This is a genomic window from Catenuloplanes sp. NPDC051500, assembly GCF_044454585.1.
In the GTDB taxonomy this organism is placed as follows: domain Bacteria; phylum Actinomycetota; class Actinomycetes; order Mycobacteriales; family Micromonosporaceae; genus Catenuloplanes.
Genome location: NZ_JBITDX010000003.1, coordinates 196,434 through 211,994, shown reverse-complemented (window position 1 = coordinate 211,994; position 15,561 = coordinate 196,434). Strand labels below are relative to the sequence as shown.

The following is a 15,561-nucleotide window of genomic DNA, read 5'->3' as shown; positions in this document are numbered from 1 at the left end:
TCGCCTGTCCCGTGGCTCGCGGGTATGGCACGTTTATGCGAGGGTGAGCGTGGGAGGCAATGGTCATGAGCGAGGATCGGGTGCAGGGCGCTGACACGTCCGAGAGCAGCCCGGCGGCGGTGGCACGTGCCCAGGTGGGACGCGCTTCCGTGGCTGGTACGGCCGCAGGTGACCCGGCAGGTTTCGGGGCCCTTCCGGTCCGGCAGCCGGCCGAGGGGCGGACCTACCGGGCCGGCGATCTGGCGACTCCGGCGGAGGCGTCCGACGAGCAGTCCGCGCCCTCCGGCGAGCTGTCGGCGGGTACGGCACTGAAACCGGCATCAGGGTCGATAACGCCCGCGCCGGTGCTGGCGTTCACGACGCCGGACGTGCCCTCGGCTCCCGGTTTCGCCGACTTCTCCGGGGACGGGCCGGGTCAGGCCGCCTCCAGTGGTGCCGACGCGCCGGCGGGCGGCGCCTTCGGCAGCGCCGACGCCTCCGGTGGCGTCATCTCCCGCGGGCTCACTTCCGGTGGCATCACTTCCGATGGCGTCGCTTCTGGCGGGCTCGCTTCCGGTGGGCTTGCCTCCGGTGGGCTTGCCTCCAGTGGGCTCGCCTCCGGTGGCACCGCCGCTCCGGGTGGCGGCGCAGCCGCTGGGTCCGGTGGCGGCGCGTCCGCCTGGTCGAACTTCGCCATGCCGAAGCGGGAGACCGCCGACGCCTCGCTGAACGCGGCGGTCGCTACCGCCCAGAGCGAGCCGTCCCCGATCCGGGAGGCCGATAAGCCGGTTTCGTCCGTTCCCGCCCCGTCTGCCGCTGATGCGGTGGCGGATCGCGCGGTGGACGTCGGCGTGCCGACCCCACGCACCGCGCCTCTGGACGCCACGGCGCGTCCCGATGACTCGCTGCCCTCGACGGGCAGGACGCCTTCTGCGGACTCGCCGGTGTCCGCCGGCTCGGCTCCTCTCGCCGGCCCGTCGGCGCGCGCCGGGTCGGCCTCCTCCACCGGCGACGACTCCACGGCTTCCCCGGTCATCGTTCCCGCTTCTCCCGGCACTGTGCCGGGGCACAGCCCGGTGTCCACGGATGCTGCGGCGCCTATCTCGGCAGCCGCGTCCGCGTCACCGCTCGGGGTGCAGCCCGCGGCGTGGCCGAGCGCGCTCGCCTTCGGTCACGACGACCCGGCGCCGGTGTCGGCGCCTCCAGTTCCGTCCGCGCCGCCCGCGTCTACGTCGGCGGCGGACACCGGCGCACCCGTGTCGGCGCCTCCGGCCTCTTCCCCGGCGCCGGTCTCGGGCGGGGCTCCGGCCTTCCGGACACCGGACTCGGGCGGCGCAACGCTCTCCCCCTCGCCGTTCCCGGCCTTCGGCAGCACCCCGGTCTCCGGGCCGCCCGCAGCAACGTCCTTCCCGGCCTTCGGCAGCACGCCGGTCTCCGGACCGCCCGCGTCCACAAACCCGGTCTCCGGACCGCCCGCGTCCACAAACCCGGTCTCCGGCGGCGCACCCGCCTCCGGCACACCCTTCCCCGCGTTCGGCAGCACACCGGTCTCCGAGCCCTTCGCGTCCACGACGCCGGACTCGGGCGACGCACCTGTGTCGGGCACGCCTTTCCCTGCGTTCGGCAGCACGCCGGTCTCCGGACCGCCCGCGTCCACGAATCCGGTCTCCGGCACGCCTTTCCCCGCGTTCGGCAGCACGCCGGTCTCCGGACCGCCCGCGGCCACGAACCCGGCCTCCGGCGGCGCACCCTTCCCCGCGTTCGGCAGCACGCCGGCCTCGGATTCGCCCGTGCCGCTCTCCGGCGGCGCGCCGGGCTCCACACCCTTTCCGGCGTTCGGTGGCAGCGCGTCGGTCTCAGGGCCGCCAGCGTCCACGGCGCCGGACTACGCGGCGCCGGTCTCCTCGCCGCCCGTGACGAGTGGGCCGCCCGCGTTCCGGGCCGCGTCGCCGACCTCCTACGGACTGTCCGCGGCCGGGGCGGCCTCGGCGCCGGTGCAGCCTGACTACTCGCTTCCCGCACAGCGGTCCGGGAGTGCCGTGCCGGGTGAGCCGACCCGGGCGCGCGCGTCCGTACCCGGGATGAATCGGATCACGCCGGATGCGCCAGGCGGCGCCGTGAGCGGGGGCACCTCGGGTACCGGGTATCCGCGTGTCTACCGGGCCGGGTCGCCGAACGGGACCGAGCCGGACGAGAAGCCGGATCCGATGGAGCCGCCGCGTCCGCCGGAGCCGCCGCAGCCGGCCGAACCGCCCGCACCCGGGCCTGGTCCAGTGCCGACGCCGTTCCCGGACCCGAACCGGCCCGGTCAGCCGGGCCCGCACCCGGGGCCGCCGGTGCCGATGCCGCCCGCTCCTCCGACGCCGCCCGGCCCGCCGTTCCCGTCGCCGTCCCCGCTGCCACCGTTCCCGCCGCCGCCCGCGGTCGGGACCACCTGGACGTCGTCGTCGGCCGCGCACTCGCAGGTCCGGTCCGGAGACATGCCGAACAGCACCTGGCCGGTGTCCGAGACGGGTCCGGCCGGGCGTCAGTGGCCGCAGCGCAGTGACGCTAATGTGACGCCTGTCGCGCGTGGGTATTCGACGGACAGCCCGGACGACCCGCACGGGGTGGCCGCGTCCGCGGAATACAATCAGTGGGCCCGCGGTCAGCGCCGCGAGTCCGGCACCGTGTACTCGCCGCCGGCGCGTCGGGATGACACGTCCGGGCGGGGTGTGCCGGTCAATCCGGCGATCGAGAACACCGGGTCACTGACCGGGCACATCCTGTCGCCGCAACGGTGGACCAACAATTCCAATTCGAATAATTCCACCCGTGTGGTGGTCATCTTTGGTGGCGTCGCCGCGGCCATCCTGGTCGTCGGAATCATCGCCTCGATCGTGCTCGGTGACCTGGTCAAGGGGTTGTTCGGGCAGTAACGCAAGAACGATTCGTGCGTTACGCCAGGCAGGTTCCACAGTGAGCCCCGCCACTACAGGCCAGGAATGCCCCCGGACCGTCGCAGGTTGACGGGTAAGCTGTATTCATCCATTGGTTCCGGTCGGCGTGCTCAGCGCCTGCCGCAGGGCGTTCTTGCAGGGCATTCGCGGCGACTCCCCTCGCCGCGGCGGGGCCACTTAGCGAGCATGCGCCCCGTTGAGAGGTTTCTTTGACGACTTTCGTTGATCCCAGCACGTCCCCGTCCCTCCTCGACTCGTCCGCGGATCCTTCCGCCGAGTCCGTCTCCGCTACCGCGGAGACCTCTTCCCCCGCCGTGGAGGTGGAGGAGGAGACCGCGCCGCAGGGCCCAAGCTTCGAGGACCTCGGTCTTCCCAGCCGCCTGGTCAAGGCGCTCGCCCGTGAGGGCATCACCACACCGTTCGAGATCCAGGCCGTCACCGTGCCGGATGCGCTGGCCGGCAAGGACGTTCTCGGCCGTGGCCAGACCGGCTCCGGCAAGACGCTGGCGTTCGGCCTGCCGGTGCTCGCCCGTGTCGCCGCCGGCGGCCGCGCCGAGCCGCACTACCCCAAGGCCCTGATCCTGGTGCCGACGCGCGAGCTCGCCATGCAGGTGGCGGACGCGCTGATGCCGCTGGGCAAGCCGCTTGGCGTGTTCATCAAGACCGCGGTCGGCGGCGTGCCGTACGACCGTCAGATCGACTCGCTCCGCCGCGGCGTCGAGGTCATCGTCGCCACACCGGGCCGCCTCGGCGACCTGATCAACCGTGGTGTCTGCAGCCTGGACAAGATCGAGGTCACGGTCCTGGACGAGGCTGACCAGATGGCCGACATGGGCTTCCTGCCCGAGGTCACCGAGCTGCTGTCCAAGACGCCGCAGGGCACCCAGCGGCTGCTCTTCTCCGCGACGCTCGACAAGGACGTGGACTCGCTGGTTCGCCGGTTCATGGTCGACCCGGTGACGCACTCCACCGCGCCCACCGTCGCGTCCGTGACGACCATGGATCACCACATGCTGCTGATCCCGCCGCAGGACAAGTTCCCGGTGACCGCGCAGATCGCCGCCCGCAAGGGCCGCACGATCATCTTCGCGCGTACCCAGATGGGCGTGGACCGGCTGGTCGAGCAGTTGCACGCGGTCGGCGTCCGCGCCGGCGCGCTGCACGGCGGCAAGACGCAGCGGGCCCGCACCCGCACGCTTGCGGAGTTCAAGGAAGGCCGGACGAACGTGCTGGTCGCCACGGACGTTGCCGCACGCGGCATCCACGTGGACGGCATCTCGCTTGTGCTGCACGTCGACCCGCCGAAGGACCCCAAGGACTACCTGCACCGCGCCGGCCGTACGGCGCGCGCCGGTGAGTCCGGCGCGGTCGCCACGCTGGTTCTGCCGAAGCAGCGTCGCACCACGCTCGGCATGCTGGAGAAGGCCGGCGTCAGCCCGTCCCAGACCCGCGTCCGCTCGGGCGACCCGCAGCTGACCGAGCTGGTCGGCGCGCAGGAGCCGTCCGGCATCCCGGTGGTCGAGGAGCCGGAGCCGCGTCGGTCCGAGGGTGGCCGTGGTGGCAGCCGTCGCTTCGGCGGCGGTGGCGACCGTGACCGTGGCCCGCGCCGTTTCGACGGTGACCGCGGCCCGCGTCGCTTCGACGGCGACCGTGCGCCGCGCCGCTTCGACGGTCCTCGCGAGGGCGGCCAGGCCGGTGGCGAGCGTCGTTTCGGCGGCGACCGCCCGACGGGTGGCGGTTACAGCGGCGACCGTTCCGGCGGCGGCTACAGCGGCGACCGTTCCGGCGGTTACAGCGGTGACCGTTCCGGCGGTGGTTACAGCGGCGACCGTTCCGGCGGCGGCTACAACGGCGACCGTTCCGGCGGCGGCGACCGCCCGGCCGGTGGCTACAGCGGTGACCGCTCGACCGGCGGTGGCTTCGGTGCCGACCGGCGTCCGAGCTGGCGTTCGCGTGACGAGCGTCCCCGTGACGACCGGCCGCGCGACGACCGCCCGAGTGGTGGCGAGCGCCCGCACCGGCGCCCCGCGGCGCGTACCCACTGAGGTTTTGGATCTGAGTTTTTGATCTGAGAGAGGGCCGTCACCCCGAGCGGGTGGCGGCCCTTTCTCGTGCGTCGGGTCAGACCGCTGTGGAGTCGGGCCAGGCGCCGGTGACGAGGAACTTCTCGACCTGGTCGAGGTAGGGGGCGAGGTCCAAGCCCTGCTCGGCGACCCAGGCGTCGGAGTAGTAGGTGTCCGCGTAGCGTTCGCCGCCGTCGCAGAGCAGCGTGACGACCGAGCCGGTCCGGCCCTCCGCCCGCAGTTCGGCCAGGAGCTGGAAGGCGCCCCACAGGTTCGTGCCGGTGGAGCCGCCCACCCGGCGGCCCAGGACCGCACTGCCGGCGCGCATTGCGGCAAGTGAGGCCGCGTCCGGGACAGCGAGCATGCGGTCGACCACGGCGGGCTGGAAGCTTGCCTCGACGCGGGGACGGCCGATGCCCTCGATGCGGGAGCCGAGGCCGGTCTCGACGGTCCAGTCCGCGTCGCGGTAGGCGGGGAAGAACGCGGAGTTCTCCACGTCGACGACGCAGATGCGGGTGTCGTGGCGGCGGTAGCGGACGTAGCGGCCGAGTGTGGCGCTGGTGCCGCCGGTGCCCGCGCCGGTGACCAGCCAGGCCGGGACCGGGTGCCGTTCCAGCGACAGCTGGGCGAAGATCGATTCGGCGATGTTGTTGTTCCCGCGCCAGTCCGTCGCCCGCTCGGCATAGGTGAACTGGTCCATGAAGTGGCCGCCGAGGTCGTCCGCGAGCCGCCGGGCCTCGATCACCACGGCGGACGGGCTGTCGACCAGATGGCAGGTCCCGCCCTGGAACTGGATCAGGTTGATCTTCTCGGGGGACGTGGTGGCCGGCATGACCGCGATGAACCGCAGCCCGAGCATGCGTGCGAAGTACGCCTCGGAGACCGCTGTCGACCCGGAGGAGGCCTCGACGATGGCGGTCTGCGGCCCGATCCAGCCGTTGCACAGCCCGTAGAGGAACAGCGAGCGGGCCAGCCGGTGCTTGAGCGAGCCGGTGGGGTGCACCGACTCGTCCTTGAGGTAGAGGTCGACGCCCCACTCGGGCGGGAGGGGGAACGGCAGCAGGTGGGTGTCCGCGGACCGGTTCGCATCCGCCTCGACCATGCGAATCGCCTCGGTCACCCAGGCCCGCGCCGGCTCGTCGGTCCGGGCGAAGGAGGTCATCTCACCACCGGCTGCGGTCGGTGCTCCCACTTGGTGGAGAGCGCGATTGCGGTGCGGGTGCTGGCAACGCCGGGCACCCGGCCGATGCGCACCACGATCTGCTCCAGCTCGGCTATCGAGCCGACCCGGACCTTGATCTGAAACGACTCGACGCCGGCCATGAAGTAGCAGTCCTCGATCTCCGGCATCTCGCGCAGCGCGGCGCCAACGTCGTCGGTGTCGCCGCCGGAGTCCTGGACGACGCCGATGAAGGCGGTGACGCCAAGACCGACGGCATCCGGGTCGACCTCGGCCTGGTAGCCGCGAAGGACTCCGTTGGCTTCGAGCTTGCCGACCCGCTCGTGCACGGCGGGGGCGGAGAGGCCGACCTGGCGGGCCAGCTCCGCGTACGAGATGCGCGCGTTGCCACGCAGCAGCTCCACTATTTTCAGGTCAGTTGTATCCACGGTGTGTAAACACTATCGCCCTCGCTCTCGCGCGGCGATCCATCGTAAATCAGAACTTTGCTCGCAGATAGTACCGCCGAACGGCCCAAGCAGTGCGTTTTCCATGTTCTCCGGACACGCTTCGCGGGCGGTGCTTCAATGGCCGTACGTCCCTAGAGTGCTTCGGTGTGGACACGGAAAGTAATCAAGAACCCCCGAAGCATCGATCGACGCTAGGAGGGGTCGTGGACACTGGAGATCGTCTGCTGACGCCGGGCGAGGTGGCTGCGCTGTTCCGCGTCGACCCGAAGACGGTCACTCGCTGGGCGGCCGCCGGCCGGATCGGAAGCATCAGAACACCCGGCGGTCACCGCCGCTTCCGCGAGTCGGAGGTCCGGCAGTTACTCGAGGGCGAAGGCGCCCTGGAGGAGCTGAACCGGGACCTGCCGCCCGAGGGTAACGGCAACGGAGGTGGGCACGGCGGGTACAACAACCCGACGTCGCTCAACTAGCGTTCAGCTCACCGGTCCAGCGGCGGAAGAGTGTGTGCGGCACGCCCAGCGCGTCAAGCACCTTTCCCGCCACGAAATCGACGAGTTGTTGTGCAGATGCTCCCGCGCCGGCCCCGTAGAAACCGGGGCTGGCCGGGAGCACCACCGCGCCCGCGTCGTGCAGCGCGATCAGGTGTTCCAGGTGCGACCTGGTCACCGGCGTCTCGCGGGGCACGACGACCACTCGGCGGCGTTCCTTGAGCGACACCTCGGCCGCGCGTTGCAGCAGGTCCTTGGAGAGCCCGATGGCGATGCCCGCGCAGGCCGCGGTCGACGCGGGGACCACCACCAGCCCGCGTACCGGGTAGGAGCCGCTGCTCGGGCCCGCGGCGAGATCACCGGCCGGCCAGTACGTGACGTCGCCGGGCGGCGTACCAAGCCAGGCGGCCAGGTCGTCCTTCCAGTGCCCGTCGCGGAACGACACCCCTGTCTCGTCCAGGATCGTCAGGCGGGCGGCGCGGGACACGATCAGGTCCACTGACTCGCCGGCGTCGAACAGGGCCCGGAGCACGGCGGCGGAGTACGGCGTCCCGGAGGCTCCCGAGACGCCGACCACCCAGGGCTCACGCACCTCAGCCACGAAGGCCCTGCAGGATCACCAGGTCCAGCAGCGCGAACGCGAAGAGCGCGACAGCGATCAGGCCGTTCGCCGTGAAGAACGCCCGGTTCACCCGGGACAGGTCGTCCGGGCGCACGATCCGGTGCTCGTAGATCAGCACGCCGGCGATCCCGATCAGGCCGGCCCACCAGAACCAGCCGTACCCGGTCAGGTAGCCGAACCAGGCGTAGAGGGCGACCGTGACCACGTGGGTGATCGAGGCGATCCGCAGCGCGCCCGCGACGCCGTGCTTGACCGGGACCGAGCCGACGCCGATCTGCCTGTCGATCTCCACGTCCTGGCAGGCGTAGATGCAGTCGAAGCCGCCGATCCAGGTGCCGACCGCGAGGCCGAGCACGACCGCCGGCCAGGACCACTCGCCGGTCACGCCGATCCAGGCGCCGGCCGGGGCCACGGCCTGCGCGGCGCCCAGGAAGACCTGGGGGTAGTTGGTGAAGCGCTTGGCGTAGGAGTAGATGACAAGCGCGAACAGCGCGAGCGGCGACAGGAGCAGGCAGAGCGGGTTGAGCGCGGCGGCACTCGCGAAGAAGACGGCGAGCGAGACGAGCAGACCGGCCCAGGCCACACGCATCGAGATCGCGCCGGTGACCAGCTCGCGGTTGGCGGTGCGCGGGTTCTGCGCGTCGATCCGGACGTCGATGATCCGGTTCGCGGCCATCGCCACGGTCCGGGCGGAGACCATCGCGACGGTGATCAGCACCAACGTACCCCACTGGACATGCGGCCCTTGTGACCTCATGGCGGTCAGCGCGGCCAGGTAGGCGAACGGCAGCGCGAAGATCGAGTGCTCGATCATCACCAGCCGGAGGAAGCCCTTGACCGGGTTGGGCCGCGCGGCGGTGTCTGTCACAGCCCGTACTCCTTCCAGCGCCTGTCGACCTTCTGCACGATCTCCGGGGACATGACCATGCTCTCCGGCCAGCCGCGGGTGTAGCCCTCGGTGGGGAGCTTGCGGGTCGCGTCCACGCCCGCCTTGCCGCCCCAGAACTGCTGGTACGACGAGTGGTCCAGGTGGTCGACCGGTCCCTCGGTGAGCAGCAGGTCCCGCGAGTAGTCGACGTTGCCGAACGCGCGGAACGCCACCTCGGAGTAGTCGTGCACGTCGCAGTCCTCGTCCACCACGATGATCAGCTTGGTAAGCGACATCATGTGCGCGCCCCAGATCGCGTTCATCACCTTCTGTGCGTGCTTGGGGTAGCGCTTCCGGATCGAGACGATCGCGGCGTTGTGGAACACGCCCTCGGCCGGCAGGTCGTAATCCACGATGTCCGGGATCATGAAGCGCAGCAGCGGCGCGAAGATCCGCTCGGTGGCCTTGCCCAGCCCGTGGTCCTCCTGCGGCGGCTGCGACGTGACGATCGAGTGGTAGATCGGGTCGCGCTGCATGGTGATCGCCTCGATGTGCAGCACCGGGAACGGCTCGACAGGCGTGTAGAAGCCGGTGTGGTCGCCGAACGGCCCCTCCGGCGCGCGCTCCCCCGGCTCCAGGTAGCCCTCCAGCACGATCTGCGCGTTCGCCGGGACCTGCAGCGGCACGGTCAGGCAGTCGACCATCTCGACGCGCTCGTTGCGCAGGAAGCCGGCGAACAGGTACTCGTCGATGTCGGCAGGCAGCGGCGCGGACGCGGAGTAGCAGACCGCCGGGTCCGCGCCGATCGCGATCGCCACCGGGAGCCGCTGGCCGAGCTGCTCCGCGACCGCGTGGTGCGCCGTCGAGTTCTTGTGGATCTGCCAGTGCATGCCGAGCGTGTTGTGCGAGTGCTGCTGGAGCCGGTAGAGGCCCAGGTTGCGCTTGCCGCTCTCCGGGTGCTTCGTGTGGGTCAGGCCGAAGTTGTGGAAGATGCCGCCGTCGCCGGGCCAGATCTGCAGGCCGGGCAGCATGTTCAGGTCGACCTTGTCGCCCTTGAAGACCAGCTCCTGGCAGGGCGCGGTCTTCAGCTTCTTCGGCGGCATCGACTTGAGCTGCAGCACCTTGCCGATGCCGTCCCGGATCCCGGACCAGCCCATCGGCAGCTCCGGCTTAAGCATGTTGCCGATCCGCTCACCGATCTCGTCGAGCGTTTTCACACCCAACGCCATCGCGGTACGTTCCGGGGTGCCGAACAGGTTGATCGCCACCGGCATGTCGCCGCGGGTGGGGCGCTGGAAGAGCAGCGCCGGCCCGTGCGCGCGGACCGTGCGGTTGACGATCTCGCTCATCTCAAGCGTGGGGTCGACCGGCGCGCTGATCCGGCGGAGATCGCCGGACTTCTCCAGCGCGGCGAGGAAGTCCTTCAGATCCGTATACGCCGCCATGACCACCAGTCTGGACCACTCCGCCGTCCAGGTCGCGCGGGCGGTCCCATAACCGGTCGCGCGCCACATAATCACCGAGCGTAACTATACGTTCACGCCGGAGTTGACCCGGATGAGGGAACGGGGAGCGGTATGCAGGGACTGGCGGCTTTGGTCATTCTGGCGGCTCTGACGCCATCGGTGGCGCACGACAGGCCGCCGGCGCCCACTCCGGCTAGCGGCAGGACGGCCGGGTACCACCACCTGGGCGCCACCACGGTCGGTGAGTGGTCCGGCGCCTCCGCGCGCTTCACGATCACCGACCCGGACGTCCGGCCCGGCACCTACGACTTCGTGGCGGCCCGCCTGCTCGCCAAACGCGAGAGCCCGGACGGCGTCACCTGGCTGGAGGCCGGCTGGGCCGAGACCGGGTGGGGCGGTGACGGCCGGCAGCGGCTCTACACGTACGACAGCGGGTCCGCGACCTGGACCTTCCACGACAAGTTCCGGCTGTCCCCGGGCGACGAGGTCTGGATCGACCTGCGGCCCACCGGGGACGGTGGGTGGCAGGCCTGGGCGTGGTGGCAGAGCGCCTGGCATCTGCTTGCGGAGAAGCAGCTCCCGATCGGGCCCACCGGGCGGATGGAGCAGTACGTCGAGATCTACCACGACGACAGCGACGAGCCGATGCACGTACCGCACGCGGAGGTCGACTACGCCCGGGTGCGTACCGGCGATCGGGAGCTGCCCTGGACGCCGGACACCGCACCAAGCACCACAGGCGAGGGCGACGACGAGTACTGCGTCGAATGGCAGGCGCGCTACACGTTCTGGTCGGCGGGGACGTGTTGAGGTGGCGTGACCACCGCGGAGCCGGTGCCCGCGGGAGCATGCGGGCCGGACCACCGCGGGAGCGGGAAGATGAATTGGATCTGGATTCTCAGACGTCCGCGTAGGAGTGCAGGCCGCCGAAGAAGAGGTTCACGCCGAAGAGGTTCATCAGCATGGTCAGGAAGCCGATGATGGCGATCCAGGTGGCGACGTTGCGCTTGACGCTCGGGGTGGCGCGGGCGTGGAGGTAGCCGGCGTAGACGATCCAGGAGATGAAGGCCCAGACCTCCTTGGGGTCCCAGCCCCAGTAGCGGCCCCAGGAGGCTTCGGCCCAGATCGGGCCGGCGATGAGGGCGCCGAACGTCCAGATCGGGAACGCGAAGGCGTGCAGGCGGAACGTCAGGCGCTCAAGCGTGGCGGCGGCGGGCACGTTCTTGGCAAGCGTGTATGGGAACGAGCGCTTGCCATTCTCGTAACCGGCGCGCATCAGGTAGAGCGCGGCCGGCACGAAGCCGAGCAGGAAGATGCCGGACGAGGTGGACACCGCGGCGATGTGGACGATGAACCAGGCCGAGTCGAGCGCGGGGACCAGCGGGCCGACCGGCGTGTAGGCGACCATGCCGGCCACGCCGAGCAGCAGCACCTGGACCAGCGCCACGAAGAGGCCGAGATGACGCAGGTGCGGCCACCGGGTCAGGACGAACAGCCAGGCCGCGATGCCGATGAAGGTGGCCGAGAGGATGAACTCGTACATGTTGCCCCACGGCACCCGCTCGGCGGCGAGGCCGCGGGTGATGAGCGTGCCGATGTGGGCGGCGGCGGCGAGCGCGGTGATGATCACGGCGGCGCGGCCGATCGCGGCGGAGCGCCACGCGTTCGGCTCGACGGGGTCGACCGGATCCGCCGGCGCGACCGGCTCGACCCGATCGATCGGCAGCATCTCGGGCTGTCCGGGAGCGAGGGGCGGACCGCCGGCCATGCTCAGCTCACGCTCGGGGCGCAGTGCGGCGCGGCCGATGTGGCTCTTGGTGCCGAACGCGTACTCCGCCGCGTGGCAGATCATCGCCACCAGATAGGCCAGGACGGTGACCACCAGCAGCTGATCGGAGAGCTCAGCCATTACTCGGTCCCTTCAGCGGTGCCGCCGCCCGGCCTGGTCGCGGCGACCAGCTGCGCGAACTCGTCGGCGAAGCCCGGATAGTCGGTGCGCGGCAGCCCACCGGCCTCCAACAAACTACTACCTGTTGTCGTGGACGATTCTCGCAGGTCGGCCGCGGTGATGCGGAAGAACACGCGCCGTCTCCTGCCGTTCAGCGACAGGGTCAGTCCGATGAGGCCGAGCACGCTGCTGAACAGCACGAACAGCTGACCGGGGTCGCTGCGGATCGCGATCGTCGCGTAGTCGCGGGTGCCCAGGAAGGTGACCACACCGCCGTCGTCAAGCGTCCACGACTCGCCGGGCTTGAGCAGCTTCGCCTCGCCGACCTGGGTCAGCTTGCCCTTGTCGATCTGTGCCTGGTTGATCGAGTAGACCGAGTTCGGGATGCCGGCGTCCTCACCGAGGTTGCCGCGGTAGGCGATGAGCGTCAGACCCGGGTTCCGTTCGGCCGGGAAGACCGACTGGACGACCATGCCGCCGTCCGGCATTGTCGGCACGTAGATGCCCTGGAAGCCGATCTGCTGGTCGTCCTGGCGCTGCCCGGTCGCCGGGTCCACATTGGCGTCCGGGAACTTCGCGACGCCGTCGCTTGTCAGCATGGAGTCGGTGGCCAGGAACGGGGTGACCCGTACCTGCGAGACGCCGTACCTGTCGGTGTACCGGATGATCGGCGCGTAGCCGTGGCCGAGCAGGTGGACGCTCGCGCCGTGCAGCCGCAGCGGTGAGTTCACGGCGAATCGCCGTCCTTCGCTGACGGCGCCGTCCTCGTCCACAGTGACAGTGGCCTCGAAGTGGCTGGGCATGCCGGTGTCCAGGAAGTCCGCCTGGAAGTCGGTCAGTTCAAGGCAGAAGCCGGGCAGGTCTGACTCGTCGACGCGGGCGCCGAGACCGCTCTCGTCGAACTGCGGCACGCTGTTGCAGAACGCGGTGTCCTCGCCGGCGACCAGGATGCGGTTGCCGTGCCAGCCGTACCAGCTGCCGAACGCGACGCCGGCCAGCACGGACAGCAGCGCGACGTGGAAGAGCAGGTTGCCGGACTCCTTGAGGTGGCCCTTCTCCGCGCTGACCGTCCACGAACCGTCCGCCTGCTCGCGCGTGGCCGTGCGCCAGCGGCCCCCGCGCAGCATCGCCCGGATCCGCTCGGCGGCCTCCGCGGGCGTGCCGGCGGTCTCCTCCGCGGGCGTGGACACGGGCAGCCTGTCGAAGCGGCGCGGCGCCTCCGGCGGCGTCATCCGGACCGCCTGCCAGTGGTCGCGGAGGCGCGGGATGATGCAGCCGATCAGCGACGCGAACAGCAGCACGTAGATCGCGGAGAACCAGAACGACGCGTAGGCGTCGAAGACCCCGAGCCTGTCCAGCGTGGGAGCCAGGTCCGGGTGCTCGCGGAAGTAGGCGGAGACCTGCTCGGCGCTCACGTTCCGCTGCGGGAAGACGGAGCCGGGAATCGACGCGATCGCCAACAGGAAGAGCAACGTCAGCGCGGTACGCATGCTGGTCAGCTGCCGCCACGAGTTGCGCAGCAGGGCCAGGACAGGATTCACAGCAGCACGTCTCCGACACCCACGTTGGTCAGCAGCCAGATCAGGAACTGGTTCCACGCCCCGGTGACGAGCGCGACGCCGACAAGCACCAGCAGGCCACCGCCGATCCGGGTCACCCAGCGGCTGTTACGCCGCACGGCCTTGAAGAGCCCGAGTAGGTGCTTGAACCCCAGACCGAAGATCAGGAAGGGTACGCCGAGCCCGAGGCCGTACGCGATGCCGAGCACTGCCGCCCGGTCGCTCTCGCCGCTGACAAGCGCCAGCGACATCACGGCGCCGAGCGTCGGGCCGATGCACGGCGTCCAGGAGAGCGCGAAGACCGCCCCGAAGATCGGTGCCCCGATCAGGCCCGCGTCCGGCAGCTTGTTGATCCGGAACTCGCGCTGCATCCCGGGGATCAGGCCCATGAACGACAGGCCGAGCAGGACGATAAGCAGGCCCGCGCCGATCTCCAGCGCGCGCTGGTGGTCGAGCAGGACGGAGCCGGCCTGGGCAAGCAGCACCGCGCTGAGCGTGAACACGGTGGTGAAGCCCGCGATGAACAACAGCGTGCCGAGGACGACGCGTCCGCGTACCCTCGCGACGCTCGTGGTGTGGGTTGTCCCCGGTGCCGCCGGAGTGCTGCCCGGGGCTTCCAGGTCGGCGCCGGTCAGGCCGGTGATGAACGACAGATAGCCGGGGACCAGCGGAAGCACGCACGGGGAGAGGAAGCTGACCAGGCCGGCAAGCGCCGACGCCAGCACCGCAAGCGCCAGCGGGCCGCTCGCGGCGGTGTTCGCGAAGGTGTCACCCATTCTCCGCGGCCACCCTCTGCACAAGCGGCGTCAGCTCGCTGGCCAGCACGGACCGGCGGATGACAAGCGCGATCCGGCCCTCCCGGTCCAGGATCACCGTGGACGGCGTGGCGCCCGGCGGGATCTCGAAGTCGAGGCCGAGCCGGTTCGCCGGGTCGAAGAGGCTCGGGTAGGTGACCCGGCCCTTCTCGAACGCGATCGCCGCATCCCGGTCGTCCCGGTTGTTGATGCCGAGGAACTCGACGCCTGACGCCTTGGTGGCCTGGTAGGTCTGCTCCAGCTCCTTCGCCTCCGCACGGCACGGCGAGCACCAGGAGCCCCAGAAGTTGACCACCACGACCGTGCCCCGGGCCGAGGCCAGGTCGTAGGCGGTGCCGTTCAGCAGTTCGCCGGCGGCCTCGGGTGCGTCCGGGCGGTCGCCGGACGCGCACTCGATCACGCCGTTCTCGCCTGTGGCGCAGGAGTCGGCCCAGTCGCCGCGGCCGGCGAGCAGGCTGCCCGCCGTCACGCCCGCGATGAGCAGCGCGACACCCGCGGCAACTGTCTTCGTCCTGCCCAGCGCCGGCATCAGGCGCCCTTGGCGGTCCGGGCCGTGGGCGACATGGCGACCAGGTGCGCGGCCGGCTCGCTGTACATCACGCCGACGATCTTGGCGCCCTCGAAGTGGAACGAGGTGAGGCTGGCCAGGCCGCACTGACGCTTGCGCGGATCGTGCCAGAGCCGCTTGCGCTCCACGTGGTTGCGAAGCGTCCAGATCGGCAGCTGGTGCGAGACGCAGAGCGCCTCGTGCCCCTCGGCTGCGACCCTGGCGGCCTCAAGCGCGGCGTACATCCGCTTGGCGATCACCGTGTACGCCTCACCCCAGGACGGGGTCACCGGGTCGCGCATCACCCACCAGTTCCGTGGGTCGCGCAACGAGCCGTCGCCGACCGAGACGCGCTTGCCCTCGAACCAGTTGGCGCTCTCGATCAGCCGGTCGTCGACAGCTGTCGGCAGCCCGAACTGGCCGGCGATCGGCTCGGCCGTCTGCTGGGCGCGCTCAAGCGGGCTGGCCACCACGTGCGTGATGTCCCGGTCCGCGACGGCCTGCGCGGCCGCCTTCGCCATCTGGACGCCAAGCTCGGAGAGGTGGTAGCCGGGGAGACGGCCGTAGAGGATCTTTGCCGGGTTGTGCACTTCCCCGTGCCGCAGCACATGCACGACGGTCTTGCTGCTCGTCACGCC

General features: G+C 70.7%; 16 protein-coding genes. 4 read left to right on the top strand and 12 right to left on the bottom strand.

Annotated elements, in window-relative coordinates:
* Positions 1-415 precede the first annotated feature (415 nt).
* Both ACIA8K_RS07555 and ACIA8K_RS07550 read right to left on the bottom strand, forming a co-directional pair.
* Positions 416-1,015: a hypothetical protein gene (locus ACIA8K_RS07555; protein WP_396056063.1), complete on the bottom strand. Its 600-nt coding sequence runs from the start codon at positions 1,013-1,015 to the stop codon at positions 416-418.
* A 135-nt stretch (positions 1,016-1,150) separates the two neighbouring features.
* Positions 1,151-1,855 carry a hypothetical protein gene (locus tag ACIA8K_RS07550; protein WP_396056061.1) on the bottom strand — a complete coding sequence of 235 codons (705 nt, stop codon included), beginning with the start codon at positions 1,853-1,855 and terminating at the stop codon, positions 1,151-1,153.
* Positions 1,856-1,892: 37 nt separating this feature from the next.
* Here ACIA8K_RS07550 and ACIA8K_RS07545 point away from each other — a divergent pair, with 37 nt between their 5' ends.
* Together ACIA8K_RS07545 and ACIA8K_RS07540 are read left to right on the top strand one after the other, a co-directional pair.
* Positions 1,893-2,897, top strand: a complete 1,005-nt coding sequence (locus tag ACIA8K_RS07545; protein WP_396056059.1) for a hypothetical protein — start codon at positions 1,893-1,895, stop codon at positions 2,895-2,897.
* Positions 2,898-3,127: 230 nt separating this feature from the next.
* Entirely contained in the window at positions 3,128-4,963 is a 1,836-nt protein-coding gene (locus ACIA8K_RS07540; protein WP_396056057.1) for a DEAD/DEAH box helicase, read from the top strand.
* Between the two features lie 76 nt (positions 4,964-5,039).
* Here ACIA8K_RS07540 and ACIA8K_RS07535 read toward each other — a convergent pair whose 3' ends face one another.
* Positions 5,040-6,143, bottom strand: a complete 1,104-nt coding sequence (locus ACIA8K_RS07535; RefSeq protein WP_396056055.1) for a PLP-dependent cysteine synthase family protein — start codon at positions 6,141-6,143, stop codon at positions 5,040-5,042.
* Positions 6,140-6,589, bottom strand: coding sequence for an Lrp/AsnC family transcriptional regulator (locus ACIA8K_RS07530; RefSeq protein WP_396056053.1), 450 nt, complete (start codon positions 6,587-6,589; stop codon positions 6,140-6,142). The genes ACIA8K_RS07535 and ACIA8K_RS07530 overlap by 4 nt, the downstream gene beginning before the upstream one ends.
* 224 nt (positions 6,590-6,813) lie before the next feature.
* Between ACIA8K_RS07530 and ACIA8K_RS07525 the strand changes: the two genes are divergently transcribed.
* Entirely contained in the window at positions 6,814-7,080 is a 267-nt protein-coding gene (locus tag ACIA8K_RS07525) for a BldC family transcriptional regulator (RefSeq protein WP_396056051.1), read from the top strand.
* Here ACIA8K_RS07525 and ACIA8K_RS07520 read toward each other — a convergent pair.
* Genes ACIA8K_RS07520 through ACIA8K_RS07510 form a run of 3 tightly spaced genes read right to left on the bottom strand, consistent with a single transcriptional unit; the run spans position 7,073 to position 10,033 of the window.
* Complete coding sequence (locus ACIA8K_RS07520) at positions 7,073-7,690, bottom strand: UbiX family flavin prenyltransferase (protein ID WP_396056700.1); 618 nt, start codon at positions 7,688-7,690, stop codon at positions 7,073-7,075. The two genes, ACIA8K_RS07525 and ACIA8K_RS07520, sit on opposite strands and share 8 nt — an antisense overlap.
* 1 nt (position 7,691) lies before the next feature.
* Positions 7,692-8,588 (bottom strand): menaquinone biosynthesis prenyltransferase MqnP, encoded by an 897-nt coding sequence (gene mqnP / locus ACIA8K_RS07515; protein ID WP_396056049.1) that lies wholly within the window; start codon positions 8,586-8,588, stop codon positions 7,692-7,694.
* The gene (locus ACIA8K_RS07510) at positions 8,585-10,033 is read right to left on the bottom strand and encodes a menaquinone biosynthesis decarboxylase (RefSeq protein WP_396056047.1); all 1,449 of its coding nucleotides are present in this window, start codon (positions 10,031-10,033) and stop codon (positions 8,585-8,587) included. Before ACIA8K_RS07510 ends, mqnP begins: the two co-directional genes overlap by 4 nt.
* A gap of 180 nt (positions 10,034-10,213) precedes the next feature.
* Here ACIA8K_RS07510 and ACIA8K_RS07505 point away from each other — a divergent pair, with 180 nt between their 5' ends.
* Complete coding sequence (locus tag ACIA8K_RS07505; protein ID WP_396056045.1) at positions 10,214-10,864, top strand: hypothetical protein; 651 nt, start codon at positions 10,214-10,216, stop codon at positions 10,862-10,864.
* An 88-nt stretch (positions 10,865-10,952) separates the two neighbouring features.
* On the opposite strand, the gene ccsB is transcribed toward ACIA8K_RS07505, so the two are convergent.
* Genes ccsB through ACIA8K_RS07480 form a run of 5 tightly spaced genes read right to left on the bottom strand, consistent with a single transcriptional unit; the run spans position 10,953 to position 15,558 of the window.
* Positions 10,953-11,963: a c-type cytochrome biogenesis protein CcsB gene (ccsB, locus tag ACIA8K_RS07500; RefSeq protein ID WP_396056042.1), complete on the bottom strand. Its 1,011-nt coding sequence runs from the start codon at positions 11,961-11,963 to the stop codon at positions 10,953-10,955.
* Complete coding sequence (locus ACIA8K_RS07495) at positions 11,963-13,492, bottom strand: cytochrome c biogenesis protein ResB (RefSeq protein WP_396056698.1); 1,530 nt, start codon at positions 13,490-13,492, stop codon at positions 11,963-11,965. The genes ccsB and ACIA8K_RS07495 overlap by 1 nt, the downstream gene beginning before the upstream one ends.
* 47 nt (positions 13,493-13,539) lie before the next feature.
* The gene (locus tag ACIA8K_RS07490; protein WP_396056040.1) at positions 13,540-14,337 is read right to left on the bottom strand and encodes a cytochrome c biogenesis CcdA family protein; all 798 of its coding nucleotides are present in this window, start codon (positions 14,335-14,337) and stop codon (positions 13,540-13,542) included.
* On the bottom strand, positions 14,330-14,905 hold the full coding sequence (locus tag ACIA8K_RS07485) for a TlpA family protein disulfide reductase (protein ID WP_396056038.1): 576 nt from the start codon (positions 14,903-14,905) through the stop codon (positions 14,330-14,332). Before ACIA8K_RS07485 ends, ACIA8K_RS07490 begins: the two co-directional genes overlap by 8 nt.
* The gene (locus ACIA8K_RS07480; RefSeq protein WP_396056036.1) at positions 14,905-15,558 is read right to left on the bottom strand and encodes a histidine phosphatase family protein; all 654 of its coding nucleotides are present in this window, start codon (positions 15,556-15,558) and stop codon (positions 14,905-14,907) included. The genes ACIA8K_RS07485 and ACIA8K_RS07480 overlap by 1 nt, the downstream gene beginning before the upstream one ends.
* Positions 15,559-15,561: the final 3 nt, after the last annotated feature.